This is a genomic window from Dendronalium sp. ChiSLP03b (assembly GCF_034531165.2).
GTDB lineage: Bacteria > Cyanobacteriota > Cyanobacteriia > Cyanobacteriales > Nostocaceae > Dendronalium > Dendronalium minutum.
The window spans coordinates 12,076-31,514 of record NZ_JAVRBR020000076.1; the positions used below are offsets into that span (position 1 = coordinate 12,076).

Annotated in this window: 15 protein-coding genes; 8 read left to right on the forward strand and 7 right to left on the reverse strand. The window is 44.6% G+C overall.

What is annotated here, in order from left to right:
- Positions 1 to 7 precede the first annotated feature (7 nt).
- Genes RMY31_RS19250 through RMY31_RS19260 form a run of 3 tightly spaced genes read left to right on the forward strand, consistent with a single transcriptional unit; the run spans position 8 to position 3,814 of the window.
- Positions 8 to 634 carry a (2Fe-2S)-binding protein gene (locus RMY31_RS19250; protein ID WP_322667035.1) on the forward strand — a complete coding sequence of 209 codons (627 nt, stop codon included), beginning with the start codon at positions 8 to 10 and terminating at the stop codon, positions 632 to 634.
- Positions 621 to 1,604, forward strand: a complete 984-nt coding sequence (locus RMY31_RS19255; protein ID WP_322667037.1) for a xanthine dehydrogenase family protein subunit M — start codon at positions 621 to 623, stop codon at positions 1,602 to 1,604. Before RMY31_RS19250 ends, RMY31_RS19255 begins: the two co-directional genes overlap by 14 nt.
- Positions 1,601 to 3,814 carry a xanthine dehydrogenase family protein molybdopterin-binding subunit gene (locus RMY31_RS19260; protein WP_322667039.1) on the forward strand — a complete coding sequence of 738 codons (2,214 nt, stop codon included), beginning with the start codon at positions 1,601 to 1,603 and terminating at the stop codon, positions 3,812 to 3,814. Before RMY31_RS19255 ends, RMY31_RS19260 begins: the two co-directional genes overlap by 4 nt.
- A gap of 307 nt (positions 3,815 to 4,121) precedes the next feature.
- On the opposite strand, the gene RMY31_RS19265 is transcribed toward RMY31_RS19260, so the two are convergent.
- Positions 4,122 to 4,493 carry a hypothetical protein gene (locus tag RMY31_RS19265; protein ID WP_322659611.1) on the reverse strand — a complete coding sequence of 124 codons (372 nt, stop codon included), beginning with the start codon at positions 4,491 to 4,493 and terminating at the stop codon, positions 4,122 to 4,124.
- Between the two features lie 418 nt (positions 4,494 to 4,911).
- Between RMY31_RS19265 and RMY31_RS19270 the strand changes: the two genes are divergently transcribed.
- The gene (locus RMY31_RS19270; protein ID WP_322659609.1) at positions 4,912 to 5,289 is read left to right on the forward strand and encodes a DUF6632 domain-containing protein; all 378 of its coding nucleotides are present in this window, start codon (positions 4,912 to 4,914) and stop codon (positions 5,287 to 5,289) included.
- Positions 5,290 to 5,404: 115 nt separating this feature from the next.
- Here the strand turns inward: RMY31_RS19270 and RMY31_RS19275 are convergent, their stop codons facing one another.
- Positions 5,405 to 5,593, reverse strand: a complete 189-nt coding sequence (locus RMY31_RS19275; RefSeq protein WP_409878098.1) for a hypothetical protein — start codon at positions 5,591 to 5,593, stop codon at positions 5,405 to 5,407.
- A gap of 421 nt (positions 5,594 to 6,014) precedes the next feature.
- Between RMY31_RS19275 and RMY31_RS19280 the strand changes: the two genes are divergently transcribed.
- The 3 genes from RMY31_RS19280 (at position 6,015) to RMY31_RS19290 (ending at position 9,216) form a co-directional block, all read left to right on the forward strand.
- A complete protein-coding gene (locus RMY31_RS19280; RefSeq protein WP_322659607.1) occupies positions 6,015 to 6,662 on the forward strand; it encodes a DUF4142 domain-containing protein in 648 nt (215 codons plus the stop codon).
- A 371-nt stretch (positions 6,663 to 7,033) separates the two neighbouring features.
- A complete protein-coding gene (locus tag RMY31_RS19285; RefSeq protein ID WP_322659605.1) occupies positions 7,034 to 7,498 on the forward strand; it encodes a YbhB/YbcL family Raf kinase inhibitor-like protein in 465 nt (154 codons plus the stop codon).
- Between the two features lie 530 nt (positions 7,499 to 8,028).
- Entirely contained in the window at positions 8,029 to 9,216 is a 1,188-nt protein-coding gene (locus RMY31_RS19290) for a TRC40/GET3/ArsA family transport-energizing ATPase (RefSeq protein WP_322659604.1), read from the forward strand.
- 29 nt (positions 9,217 to 9,245) lie between these two features.
- Here RMY31_RS19290 and RMY31_RS19295 read toward each other — a convergent pair whose 3' ends face one another.
- A complete protein-coding gene (locus tag RMY31_RS19295) occupies positions 9,246 to 9,389 on the reverse strand; it encodes a hypothetical protein (RefSeq protein WP_409878099.1) in 144 nt (47 codons plus the stop codon).
- A 734-nt stretch (positions 9,390 to 10,123) separates the two neighbouring features.
- Here RMY31_RS19295 and RMY31_RS19300 point away from each other — a divergent pair.
- Positions 10,124 to 13,432 carry a GAF domain-containing protein gene (locus RMY31_RS19300; RefSeq protein WP_322659601.1) on the forward strand — a complete coding sequence of 1,103 codons (3,309 nt, stop codon included), beginning with the start codon at positions 10,124 to 10,126 and terminating at the stop codon, positions 13,430 to 13,432.
- A gap of 121 nt (positions 13,433 to 13,553) precedes the next feature.
- Here RMY31_RS19300 and RMY31_RS19305 read toward each other — a convergent pair whose 3' ends face one another.
- From RMY31_RS19305 to RMY31_RS19320, 4 genes are all read right to left on the reverse strand, one after another.
- Positions 13,554 to 15,737, reverse strand: a complete 2,184-nt coding sequence (locus tag RMY31_RS19305; RefSeq protein ID WP_322659599.1) for a response regulator — start codon at positions 15,735 to 15,737, stop codon at positions 13,554 to 13,556.
- Positions 15,738 to 15,979: 242 nt separating this feature from the next.
- Positions 15,980 to 16,657, reverse strand: a complete 678-nt coding sequence (locus tag RMY31_RS19310; protein WP_322659597.1) for a class I SAM-dependent methyltransferase — start codon at positions 16,655 to 16,657, stop codon at positions 15,980 to 15,982.
- Positions 16,658 to 16,783: 126 nt separating this feature from the next.
- On the reverse strand, positions 16,784 to 17,170 hold the full coding sequence (locus RMY31_RS19315) for a response regulator (RefSeq protein ID WP_322659595.1): 387 nt from the start codon (positions 17,168 to 17,170) through the stop codon (positions 16,784 to 16,786).
- Positions 17,171 to 17,183: 13 nt separating this feature from the next.
- Entirely contained in the window at positions 17,184 to 19,373 is a 2,190-nt protein-coding gene (locus RMY31_RS19320; protein ID WP_322659593.1) for an ATP-binding protein, read from the reverse strand.
- Positions 19,374 to 19,439: the final 66 nt, after the last annotated feature.

Below are 19,439 nucleotides of genomic sequence, written 5' to 3' on the forward strand. Positions count from 1 at the left end.
CATAGATATGAGGCTGAGGTTTAAACGCCGACGGTTTGGTCTGCTGGCGATCGCAAGCAGTCTGGGGCCTGCGCTAGAGAGTCTTACGAGAAAGACCCTAGCTCAACCAAAGCCTCAGTCTAATCTCCAGTCAGCAAAATCCCCCAATCCCAATAGTGTTGTGGATATCAAACTGCGGATCAATGGAGTGGAACACGCGCTCAAAATCGAACCCCGTGTAACGCTACTTGACGCACTGCGCGAGCGTCTGAATCTGACTGGCTCTAAAAAAGGCTGCGACCACGGTCAGTGTGGTGCTTGTACAGTGCTAATTGATGGGCGGCGCGTTAACTCATGCCTAACTTTTGCCATCATGCACACCGATGCAAACATCACAACTATCGAAGGTTTGGCACAAGGAGACAATCTGCATCCAATGCAAGCCGCGTTTGTTGCCCGCGATGCGTTTCAGTGCGGTTACTGCACGCCAGGACAAATTTGTTCGGCGGTGGGTTTAGTCAACGAAGGGCACGCTAAATCAGATGCCGACATTAAAGAACTGATGAGTGGCAATATCTGTCGTTGCGGTGCTTATCCCAATATCGTGGATGCTGTGCGCGATGTCTTAGAAGGGAAAAAAGATGCAGCCGTTTAATTATAAAAAAGCGGGACAAGCGGACAAGGCTGTGGCGTTGGTAGCTCCAGATGTTGCAGCTTCTTATCTTGCTGGCGGTACTAGCTTGATCGATTTGATGAAGCTAAATGTCCAGACACCAACAGAGTTGGTTGATATTAATACACTGCCGCTCGCCAAGATAGAAATGCAAGGCAACGGCGTGCGAATTGGGGCAATGGCACGCAATAGCGATGTTGCTTACGATACGATAATTCAAAAGCGTTACCCCGTACTCTCAGAAGCGTTGCTGTCTGGAGCATCACCGCAACTACGAAACATGGCAACGGTGGGCGGAAATTTGCTGCAACGTACCCGCTGTTACTACTTCCGCGACACTGCATTTCCTTGCAACAAGCGCGTTCCTGGTTCTGGCTGTCCGGCCATTGAGGGTTACAACCGCATCCATGCGATTCTTGGCGGCAGCGATCGCTGTATTGCTACCCATCCTTCTGATATGGCTGTGGCAATGGTAGCACTTGATGCAGTGGTGCAGACACGCGGCCCGAACGGAGAACGCAGTATCCCGCTGGTTGATTTTCATCTCGTACCGGGGAATACGCCAGAAAAAGAGACAGTTCTGCAACACGGAGAGTTAATCGTTGCCGTTGATTTGCCTGCTTCACCGTTTGCAGCGCGATCGCATTATTTAAAAGTCCGCGATCGCGCCTCTTATGCTTTTGCAATGACATCGGTGGCTGCTGCATTAGACATGCAAAATGGTATCATTCGCGCCGCACGTATTGCCTTGGGTGGTGTCGGCACAAAGCCTTGGCGGGCCTACGAAGCGGAAAAATTACTCGTTAACAAACCAGCAAATCAAGCGATATTTCAGGCGGCGGCAAACGCTGCTGTAGCCACAGCCAAACCTCAAAAATATAACGGATTTAAAGTCGAATTGGCTAAACGCACAATTGTTCGGGCGCTCTTCACGGTGGGAGGTATGGCGTGAATACTGGGGATAAAAATGGAGTTGTCGGCAAACCCCTTAACCGAGTTGATGGACACCTGAAGGTAACGGGTGGCGCGCGCTATTCGGCAGAGTTTCCCATAGCAAAAATGACTTATGGGGTGACGATTCAAAGCACGATCGCCAAAGGTAAGATCGCCCAAATCGATACTAAGGCGGCGGAGCAAGTACCGGGTGTATTAGCAGTTATTACCCACCTCAACGCCCCGAAAGCTTCTGGAGAAAAGGGCGGCGGTCGCAAGCTGCAAGTGCTGCAAGATAACATTGTGCTTTATAGCGGTCAGCACATCGGTGTCGTCGTTGCCGATACCTTTGAACGAGCTATGTATGCTGCTTCCCTCGTCAAAGTCCGTTATGACGAGGAAAAGCCAACCATCAGTATGAAGGATAACCTCGACAAAGCCTACTTACCTAAAGGTAAAATCCCCAGAGAAGAGCCACCCGATAAATCTCACGGCGATGTTACCCAAGGGCTAGCGGCTGCGGCTGTGCGCGTCGAGCAAACTTATACCACCCCGATTGAAAATCACAATCCGATGGAGCCTCATGCCACAACAGCAGTTTGGCAAGGCGATCGCCTGCTGCTGTATGATGCAACTCAAGGAATCTTTCAGGCTCAAAAAAAAGTTGCTGGCGTATTGGGGATTGAGCCAGAGAAAGTCCGCATTATGTCTTACTTTGTTGGTGGCGGCTTTGGTTGCAAAGGGTCGGCTTGGTCGCATGTACCTCTAGCAGCGATGGCAGCACGGCAAGTTAATCGCCCAGTGAAATTAGTTCTGGGTCGGATACAGATGTATGGGCCTGTAGGTTTCCGACCAGAAACGATTCAACAGGTTTCTTTAGGTGCAACCCGCGATGGCGAATTGACCGCTCTGCGACACGCTGGCATTTCCCAGACTTCAACTTTTGATGAGTTTATTGAACCTGTCGGTAAAAGCGCACGCATGATTTATGCTTGCCCGAATATCGAAACCAGCCATCGTCTGGTGCAGCTCGATGAGGGTACACCAACCTTCATGCGGGCCCCAGGGGAAGCTTCTGGGTCGTTTGCCTTAGAATCGGCAATGGACGAACTGGCTTATGCGCTCAATATAGATCCGGTGGAGCTGCGTCTGCGTAACCATGCTGATGTCGATCCTAGTAAAGGACTGCCTTGGTCGAGCAAGTCACTCATACAGTGCTACAAGCTAGGAGCAGAAAAGTTTGGTTGGCAGAAGCGCAATCCCAAACCCCGTTCGATGCGAGATGGCAATTATTTGATTGGCTGGGGTATGGCGACAGCAACTTATCCTACCAACCGCTCTCCAGCATCGGCGATCGCCCGAATTATGGCAGATGGTACAGCCGTTGTGCTAAGCGGTTCGCAAGATATTGGCACGGGAACTTATACTGTCATGACTCAAGTCGCCGCTGAAGCACTCGGTCTACCAGTTGAGAAAGTTCGCTTTGAACTAGGCGATACTGAGATGCCAGAAACCCCCGTCTCCGGTGGTTCGCAAACTGCCGCCAGTGTCAGCTCGTCCGTGCATTTAGCGGGAAATCAAGCTCGCAGTCAGCTTTTGCAACTAGCACTTGCCGATCGCAAATCGCCGCTTTACAATTCAAACGCTGAGGATGTGATTGCCGAAAATGGCAGCTTTTTCTTAAAAAATAAATCGTCTGCAACCGAAACATATCAGGCAATTTTGGCACGGCATGGAATGAAAATGCTCGAAGCGCGTGCAGATGCCAAGCTTGGAGAGGAACAAAAGAAGTTCTCAATGCACTCATTTGGCTCGCAATTTGCCGAAGTCCGCGTTAATCCCGATTCCGGTGAAGTGCGAGTAACGCGCTGGGTGGGAACTTTTGGCGTGGGACGCATACTCAATGCGAAAACAGCCAACAGTCAACTCATTGGTGGGATTGTCTATGGTATTGGTATGGCGCTTATGGAACACACAGTCACAGACCCAAATCGAGGACGTGTAGTCAACCATGATTTAGCTGAATATCACGTACCAGTGAATGCAGACGTTCCTGATATTCAAGTGCTGTTTGTTGATGAGAACGATCCATATATTAACCCGCTTGGCGTTAAAGGAATTGGTGAAATTGGCATTACCGGCACTGCGGCGGCGATCGCAAACGCTGTCTATCATGCCACAGGCAAGCGCGTCCGCGATCTGCCAATCACACTAGACAAGCTGCTGTAGGTTGATTAACTTGACGTGAGTTCGACAAGCTCTATTTTGACCTCTCCCCCAACCCCTCTCCGACGCGGAGAGGGGAGCCAAAACCTTAATTTTTTGTTGCTCCTCCCTTTCCCCGTGGGAGAGGGAGGTTGGGAGGGAGAGGTTCATCGAACTCACGTTAACTTGCGATCGCCTGTTTTTAAACTCAACCAAAGTTGATTAACTTGCGATCGCCCGTATACTGCCAAGCCTGTTCTTCCAGAACAGGCTTCCCTGTTCCTCTGGAACGGGGCAAAGTTGCAGAGCGACTTTGGGTAGTAGGGCGCGCTCAGGCGATCGCAACTGGTTTTTTGCGGGAAGGACGCTTGCGGTCTGATTTTTTCTTTAGTCCCACTGCTTGAGCTTGATCGCTATCTGAGCCATATTGCCCGCGCACGACTTCTTTCATAGCTAATACAGCATTATGAAATTCCCATTCTGCTAATCGCGCAGTATCAGAAGCAGCACGGTATAAAGCTAGTTTCTCGGTTTCAGTTTGTTGAGAAATCAACATCGCTTGATAAACTTCGTGTAACTTTGCAGCCGAGGCATCAGCACGAGTTGTATTGTAGGTACTGACGGTTTGCAAACCGTGGAATGAGTTAATATCTTGACTAATGGTTTGAGGGCGTAAACGGCGTGTCGTATCTTGGATAGTCATAGATGTATACAGTAGTATAGTGTACATCTAATGTACCCATCGCAACTCAAAAAATATCAGTAAGGTAAAGTTTTTAAACCGGGCAAGCTTACGAAAAAAGTAAGTATTAAAAATGCATCGACTTGCATTGTGAATGCATCGACTTGTATTGTGAATGCATCAACTTGCATTGTGAATGCATCAACTTGCATTGCGAATGCATCGACTTACATTGCGAATGCATCGACTTGCACTGTGAATGCATCGACTTGCACTGTGAATGCATTGACTTGCACTCACAGTTGAATCAGTTTTAAACCACAAAGAGCATTAAAATTTCTAACACCCAAAGCTGAAGTGTCATTAATGGGAATACAATCACAGAATTATACAGTTTTGTTTGTAGAGACTGCACTGAAAAATTGCGGAGGTTAAAACAATGGATGGGCGCGATCGGTACTTAAGAATCGCTCTTGTTATTGTTGGAATAGCTTTTCTACTTATCTATCCGCTAACTCAAATTTGGGCATCAGGCTGGTTATGGCAACCAGGTCAGCACGAATACGAACAGATGATTATTGGTGTTTATGCGACGCTTGGTGTCTTTTTACTGTTAGCTTCAAGGCAACCAGAAGCTCACCTCAGTTTAATCTGGTTCACCGTCTGGTCAAGTTTAGTCCACGGGCTGATCATGGCGGTACATGCAGTAATTGACCCTGTTGAACGTGGACACCTCTTTGGCGATGTTCCAGCATTGTTCTTGGTGGCAATTGTCCTTGGCTTTTTAGCGCAGCGCAAAGTGGTGTCAAGTACATGAACGAGCGCAGAATGTCTGTGTATCTCCCGCAATTGAAGAGATAAGCAGCTGCCGATCTATCTAATAAGAGTTACAGCGTTGTTGAAGCGTGAGTAGAAAGCGGCATCAATTCGCTCTAATTCTTGCTGTAAGACAACTTGGTAGAGAAATACAAAGCGCGATCGCATCTCTTATAAACTGCAACACCGAATAGTACAGAACGCATCAATCGATTTGCTCGACAAAAGACTGAAGCAGCCGAAATAGCGATCGCAATTTTGCAGGTGTGAGTTACATCAAGTTGATGCGTTATACCATTTCCCAAAAATAATGATACAGATCCAAACCCAGAAACCTAGACTAAATGGGACTTTCTTAATTACGAATTACGAATTACGAATTACGAATTGGTATTACGCACATCCTCTCAAAATTAATTCTTGTGGCACTTGACTTGATGCATTTTTACAAAAAGCCAGGATATTCACTCCTCTCTCGGTATTTATTGCTGCTGAGTCTATCGATTGGAAGATGTATTTATCCTCAAAGCTTTGAGATGTTATGTGAAAGTACGAACAGGTTGACTTTGACACACTTGGTGTTTCATATCAATTAATCGATTCTATTTGTAGTTCGTAATTTAAACTCGTCATCTTCAGCATTCGCGATCGTACTCAACTATGCGATCGCACTCGTTTTTCATTCGACGTTGCAAAATACAGCTTTATCTAAGGAAAACATTGATTATGCCTAACTTCAAAATACTTTCTACTGGTCTAGTAGCGATCGCCTTATCTTTGGCGACTGGTTGCACGCCAACTGCTCAGCAAGACCAGAATACATCTGAAACTCCATCTGCCCAACCCGTGCAAACGACTGAGAGTCCATCACAAACTGTATCACCGACTGCATCAGGGCAAAATACCCTCAGTTCTTCAGACAGACAGTTTATGAATGAAGCAGCTCAAGGTGGTTTAGCAGAAGTCCAACTCGGACAACTGGCATCACAACGTGGAGCTAGCAATGCGGTAAAACAGTTTGCACAGCGTATGGTTCAAGATCACACCCAGGTAAACAATCAACTTAAACAGTTGGCGACTCAAAAAGGTGTCACACTGCCAACAAGTATTGACAGCACACATCAGCAAGTCCAACAACGCTTATCCAAACTTTCTGGTACTAACTTCGATCGCGAATATATGAATGAGATGCTTAAAGATCACGAAAAGGATGTCTCGGCATTTCAAACTGAAGCTCAACAAGGACAAGATCCAGACGTGAAAGCATTGGCGGCTCAAGCACTACCAACCCTCCAAGAACACCTGCAACAGGCTCGTTCCATTGTTAATCCTGGAAGTTCAACTAGCACCCCAGCTCCAACCAGTACCCCATAATACTGTTTCACCATCGTCTATTATTACAAACTCTTTGTGCTTGGGCGGACTCACGTAAAATCAAAGGTTTGAAACCCACCTAGATGGGTTTTTGCCTGTATAGCAAGCCACTGTGTTGGGCTGTTCTCCCAACTTTTAGCATTTACAATCCGCTAAACATTTTTAAAATATTGCAGAATACTATGTTGTCATTTGTGCCGCAGGAGATGAAAGACCCTGCTCCTTAGGTATGATGGGATGTTGATTTACATTCACCCTTGACTTATATCCATTGGATGTTGTTTTGAACAACGAATAAAATCACTATCTATATGGACATCGAGACACTGCTGCTTGTTGTCTCAGTCTGTTGCATCGAAAGGAAATTGCTAATGGTCTTGAATATCAAAGATCTGCGGATTGTCAGTCCTGCATTTACTACCCTCGAAAGGATTCCCAAACGCTTCACCAGTGAAGGCGAAAATATCTCACCCCCACTAGAGTGGAGCGGAGTGCCATCAGAAACTCAACAACTGGCATTGATTTGCCACGATCCAGACGCACCGCTGACTCGCGGGTTCACTCATTGGACAATCTACGGCATTTCGCCAACCGTTAGTCAGCTTGCTGAAGCAGACGGCAGCAAATTCACTGAAGGTATAAACAGTACTAATCAGCCGGGATACACTGGGCCTGCTCCACCAGTAGGGCATGGGCCTCATCATTACTATTTCTGGCTATACGCCTTGGACAAGGAACTCGACCTTAAACCAGGCTTGAACCGAGAGCAACTCCTTGATGCGATCGCCGATCGTGTCATTGAGCAAGCACGGCTGGTTGGCATTTATGAGCGCTGATATCAATTAATCATACTCAGCAGTGAAAATTGACGTTTTTAATCATATTTTTCCGCAATCTTACTTTAAGCTTGTTAAACTATTGCTTTAACAACTAAACCCTACTTCTCCCTCAGCTCATCTAGTGCTTTTTGAATAGCACGAAGGCAAAATTCTGGAGGGTCATCCTTAGCCTTTACCTCTTGCTTCATAAATTCGTTAACACGAAAGCTGAGAGTAGTTGTTAACTGTTCTTCTATATCAGATTTAATTGGCTCTAAATTTTCTGGAGTTTCCTTGGGATTAGGTATTGTAAATAAAAATTAATCTAACTTGTCGTAAACTCAAAGCATGAACGCAATGAGTAGTTCCCATCTAGTTGGAGATTTTTGGCTTTGACATCACCACCTCCTAACGCTCAACGGACACTATTATGCCCTCGATAAATCCACAATCCAAAATAGCCAAAAGCCTTATTTTTACTCAGCTGTATTGATATAAGCTAAATTGTAAATAAATATAAATAATTCTCAGACAGGACAGAACTATCCATGCGTGTAATTTTGATGACGGGCAAAGGTGGTGTGGGGAAAACATCAGTTGCTGCTGCAACTGGACTGCGCTGTGCGGAACTAGGCTATCGCACACTGGTTTTAAGTACAGACCCTGCTCACTCCCTAGCAGATAGTTTTGACCTGGAAATGGGACATGCACCTAAAGAAATTCGCCCCAATTTGTGGGGTGCAGAACTAGATGCGCTGCAAGAACTAGAAGGAAATTGGGGTGCTGTGAAGCGCTATATTACCCAAGTTTTACAAGCAAGGGGTTTAGAGGGAGTACAGGCGGAAGAATTAGCAATTTTACCAGGCATGGATGAGATTTTTGGCTTGGTAAGGATGAAACGCCACTACGATGAAGGAGAATTTGATGTCTTGATCGTAGACTCAGCTCCCACCGGCACAGCACTACGTCTGCTGAGTTTACCTGAAGTTGGTGGTTGGTATATGCGCCGTTTTTACAAACCATTTCAAAATATTTCGGTAGCACTTAGACCTCTGGTTGAACCTATTTTTAAACCAATTGCTGGTTTTTCTTTACCAGACAAAGAGGTGATGGATGCACCTTACGAATTTTACGAACAAATCGAAGCTCTAGAAAAGGTATTAACCGACAATACTCAAACCTCGGTACGCCTCGTCACAAATCCAGAAAAGATGGTGATTAAAGAGTCACTTCGCGCTCATGCTTATCTAAGTTTGTATAATGTTGCCACAGATTTAGTAGTAGCTAATCGGATCATTCCTAGCGAAGTACAAGACCCATTTTTCCAACGTTGGAAGGAAAGTCAGCAGCAATATCGCCAGGATATTCATGATAATTTTCATCCTCTACCTGTAAAGGAAGTTCCACTTTTCTCGGAAGAAATGTGCGGTTTAGCAGCTTTAGAAAGACTGAAGGAAACCCTCTACAAAGATGAAGATCCAACCCAGGTTTACTATAAGGAAACGACTATCAGAGTTGTACAAGATAAAAATGAATACTGTTTAGAACTTTACTTACCTGGCATTCCTAAAAATCAAATTCAATTGAATAAGACTGGCGATGAATTGAATATTACTATTGGTAATCACCGCCGTAATTTAGTATTGCCGCAAGCATTGGCAGCACTGCAACCTTCTGGAGCCAAAATGGAAGAAGATTTTTTGAAAATTCGCTTTTCTGACAATCAAAGAATTTAAACCAGAATTCAGAATTTAGAATAAAGAATTCAGTAATCTAGGAGTGAGGGATTGAAGCCAGCCACGCTAAATAAATATGGTTCTTCGGTACGTATTATGCTGGACTTTTTAATTAAAGTCCGTAACTTGCCTTGATAATCAAGCCTTACAGGCAGTTGTAGCGTTAATCTCATCACTAAGTCTCAAACGATAACAATAACGGCTGTTATTATTTTCCAGCAAGGGTTTCAAGCTGATTTACCAAGGTATTTAGCATAACAAGTAATGAAGAGCCATAAATATAAAGTAGGTAGCAGGATTTACGCGAAAAGATTCTTCATAAAGGTAGGGTATAAGGGTGTAATCCCTCTTCTAAGAAACAGAAATGTTTCTTTACATCCATAGAAAATGCGATCGCTTTCCTCGGACGCTTTTGTTACTTTCGTCAGACAAAAATCAAAAACCCTTATTTTTGGGGATTTCTATTAACTTAGGTGTAGGCTAGCTTGAGGAACTAAACCCAACAAACAAAAATCTTGTTCTTATTGGGTTTCACTTCTTTCAACCCAACCTACAATTATTTTTCTTTCATGAGAGTGATATAAAAGGGTTTAAATCCATGTATTTCTATACTCTTTACCTATACTAATAATTTTTCGTTTAAAAGCGTAAGTCATAGATGTGTGCTGCTACAATACTATTTTTTTAAGCGATTTAAAGCTCATAGTTTTTATCAAAAAATACTTGGGTTTAGCAATAATTTGCTTTTTGTTTTAACAGATAAAAATTACATAAAAAATAAAATTTTAATTAGCTGTATTTTTGACCGTAGTTTTACTGAAGACAAAGCAGTTAATTAAAATTAAAAATGTTTTTAGATTTATTAATGACTAGTTATTGATTTTTCTGATTTTTTTAATTAAAAGCAATGAACCCGAACGCTAAGCCAAATTTGCGGGTAGGTATCGATCGAGAAAGCGTACTGCGCCGAATTACAAATCGTATCCGTCAAACATTAGAGTTAAAGGAAATTATTACAGCGACAACAGCGGAAGTATGCTCATTACTTGAAACTGACCGAGTAATGATTTACAAATTTCATGCTGATGGAAGTGGTCAAGTCATTGCTGAGTCGATTCATGAAAATCGCTTACCGTCGCTACTGGGGCTAAATTTTCCAGCTGATGATATTCCACCCCATGCCCGTGAACTGTTTATCCAGGCAAGGGTACGTTCTGTTGTCGATGTTGATATTCAAGAAATTGGTCAAGTTTATCTGCATGACTTGGAAAATGGAGAAATTCTCTCAGAGGATATCCGTTATCGCCCTGTAGACCCTTGTCATGTCGAATACTTGAAGGCAATGGGAGTCAAGTCTTCTTTAGTAGCGCCTATTCTCTATCAAAATGAACTCTGGGGGCTACTGGTATCTCATAATTCTGAGTCACGTTCGATTAAAGAATATGAACTCGAAGTAGTACAGATGGTGGTAGATCAGCTCTCAGTAGCGATCGCCCAAAGTACCCTTCTGACTCAAACCCGCGAAAAAGCTGAGCGGGAAGCTGTTATTAACCGCATTGCTAATCTATTGCATTCACTACCCACAATTGTGCTACAGCCAGCTTTAGAAGCAGCCGTAGCTGCTTTTGATGGCGCTGGCGGTAGGTTGTGCATTAAAAACGAAAGTTTTAATCTCCAACATAAGAGTGCTAAAAATATAGCCGAGTGTTTGATTCCTGGCAGCGATTGTATCCAGTTGTATATCTGTGGGCAACAACCTGTGATGCCAGCAAAAACTATATATCCGCTGATGGAGCAGTACAACGTCTGGCAGGAATATTACAAATCTAATGATTATGATGTTTGGGCAATTTCTGATTTATATCAAACTCCAGGGCTGCGAACTTTACAACCTGCTTTTCAACCAACTAAAATTCGCAGCATTTTGATGATTCCGCTTCAGTATCGTCAGCAGTTAATCGGCTATTTAAGTATTTTCCGCAATGAAATAGACACAGAGACGCTGTGGGCAGGTGAGTTTGATCTCGATCGCAGGCAAGTATACCCCCGTCGTTCATTTGAAGTTTGGCGAGAATCTAAAAAGGCTCAAGCTCAGAAATGGACGGTTGAAGAAATTGAACTAGCTAGAGAAATCAGTAAACATTTTGCCTCAGCAATTCAGCAGTATGAACTATACCAGCAGGTACAAGCCTTCAATACAAAATTAGAACATCAAGTCAACAAGCGCACCATTGAACTGCAACGAACATCTGAACAACAACAGGCTGTATTTGGAGTCATTGATAAAATTCGCGAGTCTCTAGACACCGACACTATTTTTCAAACAACCACCAAAGAGGTTTGTCAACTTCTGAAAAGCGATCGCGTTTCTGTTTATCGGTTCAACTCTGATTGGGGTGGTGAATTTGTCGGTGATTTTGAGGCTGCTAGTCCCTACTGGTTAAACAAATCTCAATTAGGTATCAATACGGTTTGGAATGACACCTACTTACAAGATACAGAGGGAGGACGCTACCGCTACAATGAAACCTTTGCCGTAGATGACATCTACAAGATGGGCTTTACTCAGTGTCATGTTGATAATTTAGAGCAGTTTTATATCCACGCTTTTATCTTGGCCCCTATTTTTGTCGGTCAAAAACTTTGGGGTTTGCTAGCAACTTATCAACATTCTGGCCCCCGACAATGGCAAGCCTTTGAAGTTAACTTTTTCAGTCAGACTGCTGCCCAGATGGGAGTTGCACTCCAGCAAGCCGGGTTGCTCACCCAAACAAAACAGCAGACGTTAGATTTACAACAAGCAGCAGAACAACAGCGAGTCTTGTTTGAAGTTGTTGCCAAGATGCGGGAGTCTCTGAATCTGGATGCAATTTTTCAGACGAGTACCCAAGAAGTCTGTAAAGTGCTGCAAGCAGATCGTGTGGCTGTCTACCGCTTTGACCTAGATTGGAGTGGTGAATTTATTGCTGAGTTTGTCGGTGAAGGCTGGGTGAAACTGGTAGATGGAAATAAAAATACAGTTTGGCAAGATAGCTATTTGCAGGAAACCCAAGGTGGGCGATATAGCCACAATCAAACCTTTGCAGTAGCTGACATCTATCAGGCTGGTCACTCTGACTGTCACATTGAGTTTTTGGAGCAATGTCAAGCAAGGGCATATGCGATCGCACCAATACTTATCGGGCAACAACTCTGGGGTTTGCTGGCAGGTTATCAAAACTCCGCACCTCGCTACTGGGAAGATTCAGAAATTAAGTTCATTGCTCAGATTGCCAATCAGCTTGGAGTTGCCCTTCAACAAGTTGAATTACTCAGACAGACTCAAAAGCAGACAGACCAACTGGCACAAGCCCTACATAATTTACAACAAACTCAAACCCAACTCATCCAGACTGAGAAAATGTCCAGTTTGGGTCAACTGGTAGCGGGTGTTGCCCACGAAATTAACAACCCAGTGAATTTTATCTATGGCAATCTTTCTCATGTAAATGAATATACTGAAGATTTACTCAGTATGCTAGAACTCTACCAGCAAGAATGTCCCAACCCTAGCCAGGAAATTTTTCGTCATGCAGAAGAGATTGACTTAGAGTTTACCATTGAGGATTTGCCCAAAACTTTAGCCTCCATGAAAATAGGGGTCGATCGCATCCGACAAATCGTCATGTCTTTGCGTAATTTTTCTCGCCTTGATGAAGCGGAAATGAAGGCTGTGAATATTCACGAGGGTATTGATAGCTCTCTACTAATTTTGCAACATCGCTTGAAAGCAAAATCAGACAATCTCGACATTCAAATAGTCAAAGAATACAGCGATTTGCCTTTAGTAGAGTGTTATGCCGGACAATTGAATCAGGTGTTTATGAATGTTTTGAGCAATGCGATCGATGCTCTAGAACATCACCAGGAATCGGTAGTAGAACCTCATCACAGTCAAATTACCATCCGAACCACTGTTGGAGAACTTAAAAGCAACGTTAAGAGCGTGGTGATTCACATTACTGACAATGGTACAGGAATCCCAGAAGCGGTGAGGGCGAGAGTATTCGATCCGTTTTTCACCACTAAACCAGTTGGAAAAGGCACTGGCTTAGGACTATCAATTAGTTACCAGATTGTGGTGGATAAGCACAATGGTGTTTTTAAATGTGATTCGCAACCAGGTCTAGGAACGGAATTCTGGATTGAAATTCCAGTATGTCAAAATAATTCGTAATTGATAATTCGTAATTCGTAATTATTGCCGCAGGATTAAAATTTCTTGCTCTGAAGTAATGATTGCTCTCTCGTTTATGTCTCCCTTGATAATCAAAGGACTCATATTCTTCAACTACGAATTAGTTTACATACTGGGGGCTTGCCCATGCTCGCACTCGTTGCAGGCGATTGAGGATACGGTTAGCGAGGTCTACGCCCATTATTGGCTTGCACAGGTAGTCATCGGCACCTAGGGTAAAAGCTTGATTTTGAGTTTTCGCATCCGTCAGCACACTCAGAAATAACACGGGTAACTGTTGCCAACGCGGATCGCTTCGTACAACTTGGCATAGTTCAAATCCATTGATTTGCGGCATGTTTACATCTAACACTAGTACGTCAGGCATGACGACTTGCAATACAGTCCAGAATTGCTGAGGCTCTGCGAGAGTAGTAACTTTAAATCCCCAAGGATTAAGCAGTGTCGGTAGGGTACGTAACCAATCTCGATCGTCATCTACAATCATCACCTTTACCCCCATGTCTGAACCACTCAGCAATTGTATGACGGCGGCGATCGCTTGTTTTGGGTCAACTGATGGTTCTAAAAAGAGTTTCCCACCCCGACGTACTACTTCCAGACGGTCTGTTAACTCGCCCTCTGCCCCCACAACCAAAATTGGCAGGTCAGGATGGTGCTGTGTCAGGGTTTGCACCCACTCTCGGAAATCTGTAGTTTCTGTCTTTGACCTAGATTGAACTGAGGGTAGCTGGAGCAGAATCGCCTGAGGAAATTGACTGCCGACATCAGATATAGACTTAGAAGCCAACCAATCTCTGGCCACCTCAATCGTAGGTGCGATCGCACTGCGAATTCCACAACTTGCCGCCACTTTCACCAGGGATTGAGTGAAGTGAGAATCTCGATCTACAACCAACAACAAAGGTGAATGCTTAGAGGGCGACTGATGCTGGAGTGTGGTAGTATTTTGAATTTCCTGTTGTAAGCCATTTATCAAAGTCTCCATTAGCACAGCAGATTGCGGTTGTAGAGGTTTGTGGCTATCTAACAACTGCTCTAGTTGGCGTGCCAGTTGCATTCCGCTTGTCAGTCCAAAGGTTCCTAGAGTTCCCGCCAGTTTGTGAGCGATTTGTTGAGCTTGTTCTTGAAGTTGACAGTTGATTGAACCAGCTTGTAACTCTCTAGCTGCTTGAGATGGTATTGTCAATTGTTCGAGGATTTTTGGTTTATTAGTTACCCAAGTTTCATTGAGGAATGTTTGGTATTGTGCCTGCTGGTCAGAGTCGCGATCGCTCATAGCCCCATGCTCGAATGGCACTAAGTTAACGGTTAGGGCAAGTGATGCTCCTTCTCCTGACGGAGACACCGCGCGAACGTAGCTACCGCTAGCGCTAACGGATTCGACGCAAACCTGAGCCACTCCACCCTTAAGTTCTGCCGACTTTAAAGAAGTGGTATCCAATACTCCGACTTCCTCATCGTGTCCCCGCGTCCCCCGAAGTTTGCTCAACGGGGGGAACCCCCGCACGCAACTTCTCTCCGCGTCCCCGCGTCGGCTTATCAAGGGATAAGCTGCTCGCTGAGTTTCTGTGACTAAAGGTAAATCAGGCTGGAGTCTCGTTTCCTGCCCAGGTGCTTTTAGATAATATCCTCGTCCATGGACTGTGGCAATGAAATCTGGAGGGGCACCTGCTGCTACAAGTTTTTGGCGCAATCGACGGATATGAGAGCGCACCGTCGCCTCAGCCGGAAACTCTTCCGATGACCATAATCGGTCTAAAATCTCGCTGGTACTAAAGACATGCTGGCTATCCCAAAGTAGGAGTTCTAGCAACCTATATTCCTGGGTTGTGAGGGTTAGGAGTTGCCCATTGTAGGTCACTTCACAAGTGCTGGGATTCAGGAGTAAATCTCCCCAAGTCATTAACGGAAAGGGACTAACGCTACTGCGTCGAACCAATGCCCGAATCCGGGCAATCAGTTCTAAACCATCAAACGGCTTAACCACATAGTCATCCGCACCTGCATCCAATCCCCTGACTTTAGCCGTACTTGTATCCTGAGCAGTAAGTAAAAGAATTGGCGTAGTGTATCCCTCCGCTCGGAAGCGCTGGCATAAACTTATCCCATCCAATTTGGGCAACATAATGTCCAACACTATCAGGTCATACTCAAACGTTGAACCGTATGTCCAACCCATTTCACCATCTTTGACCGTATCCACGACATAGTGATTTGCCACTAAGCTTTTTGTCAACACCGCAATTAGTGACTCATCATCTTCTACAAGTAATATTTTCACGAATACCTCCGGGAAACCCATTTGTTTGTGGGTGAGGAAGTTAGAAAGCCCCTAAAGACACAGCAAGCTAAGAATACTAATGTGTTTAAAACAAGGGTATGAAAAACTAGTGCTAGTGGCTTTTGTGTTTTTTACTATCTTAACTACAGTTTTATTGCTAAGCTGCCGCACCTCTTGTAAGCCAAGGATAAAGAAGATTTATCTGCATCTTTGAAGTGTTCTTTACTGCCTGATGTTCGAGATTACTGCCGTTCAAAGATAAATATAATTGAGACTGGTTTCTGGGTTGTAGGGTGGCAAGGTTCCTGTAACTTCAGTAATCGGTAATTTCTGAGATGAAACTCATAAATCCATGATTCAACTGTTCTAAAGTACCAAGGGGCAGGAGAAAACGGCTGATTTCCGAGTCCTTGCCATGAAGTTTCCCGCCACCCATCTTGGTAGGGAAATTCACCGCAAGCGATCGCCGGATGAAGTGTTTGAATGATTATTTTGCCCTTGGACTCTAACAAACTCTGACCTGCTTCAGCTATCTCGCCAAGAGCGCGTTCTCCAAGAATTGAAAAGTTGCAGATGAAGCATGAGAAATGGTTTACAGTGCCAAATCTCTGTGACACAAGATCCGAGTATGAAGATACAAGAAAGCGGACATCGCCCGTACACCGTGATGATTCGATAAAATCGGCAATGGCATCAACCCCCCACCCATCAAACCCGCGTGCGAAGAGTTCGCGGCACAACCACCCTTCACCGCACCCAATATCCAAGAATGTTCTTGGTTCAAGTTCAATTACGGCTTCTAAAATAGCGGAGTCCGTCACCAGAACACGGCTGTCAATTTGCTTCTCACGAACTACATGAGTCCACGGTTTGGCATTCACTGCCCATGAATGAAGAATTAGTTGTTCGTTCTTGTCCATATTTCAACTGATAAGCTGTCGCGCCTACAAATTGCATTATTTTGATTGTGGGTAAAAGCTTCAAACTCTCTCCCCTGCTCCCTTTGTCCCCCTGCCCCTCTGCCTCTCTACCTCCCCTGCCTTTCTTCAAGCTTGGAGTTGCCAATGGAGAATTCTGGCAATTTGCTCGGGTAGGTCAAGAGAGTTAAAGGGTTTGGTAATCACGCCACTGACACCCAAATCATTAAATTGCCGCTTTTCTGATGTCTGTGCTTTGGCAGTCAAAAAAATCACCGGAATGTGTTCAGTTTCTGGATGTGACTGGAGTGCTTTAAAAGTAGCGATACCATCCATATCAGGCATCATCACATCCAGCAGAATTACATCAGGTTGTTCGGTTTGGGCAGTTTGGATACCTTTAGGCCCCGAACTAGCGGTAAACACGTCCCAACCCGCCGCCATACGGATGCCAAATAGCACTACTGTTTGAATAGTTTCTTCGTCATCAATAATCAAAACCCGTTTTGTAGTCATAGCAACCCGTCTCTTAGCCATGCAAAGCTGGCAATGTGAAACAGAAAGTACTACCTTCGCCAAGTGTACTTTCTGCCCAAATTCTACCCTCGTGTTGTTCGATAATTTTGCGGCAAATAGCAAGCCCTAAGCCTGTACCTCCTTTTTTGCGCGAATCTGATGAATCAACTTGTTGGAATCGTTCAAAGATGCTTTCGAGTTTGCCTTGAGGAATGCCTTGTCCCTCATCCTGAACGCAAAACAAAACTTCAGATTGTTGCAGCAACTCAACCGTCAACCACACAGTGCCGCCGATTGATGAGAATTTGATTGCATTACTGAGTAAATTTGTGAGTGCCTGCACCATATAATCTGAATCTACCCAAATCTGGATGTCTACTGGCTGTGTTACCAGAGTCACCCCATGTTGCTGTGCCATCGGCTGCATGGCTTCGGTGGCCTGAATCATTAAATCTGCGGCATTGCAGGTTTGCTTTTCCATGGTGAAATTGCCCGACTCAATCCGCTGCAAATCCAGAACGTTATTCACTAAGCGGACTAACCGTTCGGTGTTCTCATCGGCAATTTCTAACATTTGCTGTCCATCTGTTGACAGGGTGCCCAATCGTCCCGTGGCGAGGATTTTCAAGGCGCTGTGTAGCGAAGTTAAGGGAGTCCGCAATTCGTGGCTAACAACAGAGATAAATTCGTCTTTCATCCGTTCAATAGCTTTGCGATCGCTAATATCACTAGCCAGGGAAAAGAAGCCTTTGACAGTGTTTTGCTCATCGACATGGGGAATGTAGGTGACGTTAACTGAGCGAGAAATGCCGTTCCTTAGAGCGATTTCGTTTTCGTAGGTGACAACATAACCGGAAAGCGCCGCCTCTACATGACTCTGCATCCTTTGGTAGCAGTCCTCTCCCCATACGTCCTGAAGATGGCATCCGTGAATCTCGCTTAGGGATTGTTCGAGCCAATCTTCATAGGCTTGGTTGTTAAAGCGATATCTTTGTTGCTTGTCCACATAGGCAATTAGTACCGGCAGCGCGTTGGTGATCAGGCGCAATTGTTCCTCACTCCGCCGCAAGGCTTCTTCTGCCTGCATTCGGTCATTGATTTCTTGGTGTAGATTGCGATTTACGTCTTTGAGTTCGGCGGTGCGAACTTCGACAATTTCTTCCAAGTTTTCCAGTAATTGCGCCTGAGCCAGAGCAATGCTAATTTGATCTGCTAATTGTTGCATCAGTTCCAATTCAAAATCCCCCCACCGTCGCGGGCAATCGCAGTGATGGGCAATTAACAATCCCCAAAGCTGATTCTGAGATTTCGATTCATTCTGTTGATGGGAATTCAGGTTTTGCAGAATTGGCACAATCAGCTTGGCTTTGATATCGAATTGGTCGATAAACTCGATCAAACAATCGGCTAATCCTGCATCCGGATTGTGGACATTTGCGATCGCCCGTACGCGTCCTTGGGCGTATAACTGCTGATACTCCTGTGGGAAAACTTCTTCAGGAAACTCTAAATCTAGAATCTGGGGATATTCTGGCAGAACGGCTTCGCTAATAGCTTTACCTGTTCCATCTGGAAAAACCTGATAAATTAGTACCCGATCCGCTTGCAAAATTCGTTGCACTTCTGTGACTGTAGCCCGCAGAATTTCCTTTAACTGCAACGATTGCCGAATTTTCAGGGTGACTTCCGAAAACAACTCAACCCATTGGCGCTGACACCATAACTCATCTTGTGCAGATTCTTTACGGTCAGTAATATCTCGCAATATTACGAGATGCTGATGGGGAACTACATTCAAAGTTAAGGTATACTCTACCTCTCGTCGAATGCCATCGGGACGCAACAGATATAGTTCGCCAGTTTGTTGGTTCCCAGTTTGCACACTCAAACAAACTTGTTCAAAGTTAAAATCGGTGTCTGTAAAATCAGTTAACAGCTGCCCTACCAGTGCTTCATGGTATAGACCAAATAGTTGGCAAGCAGCAGCATTAATCTCTAACAGACAACCTAAATCATCCGTGACGGCGATCGCATCACAAGCTTTCTCAAAAACGGGTTGGAGTAGCTGTTGCTCTTCTTGCCGATGGTTTGATGTTGTGGAACCAGATTTCTGGTTACGAGTTCGTAATGATTGCCGAGAGGATGAACGCTTAGACATATAAGGGAAGGGCAACGATTCTGGAAAAAATGTATCGTTACTCATAACTAACTCTGTATTTTATTTCAATACCTTCGTCAATTTACGAAGGATTGACATCGAAGAAAGGCA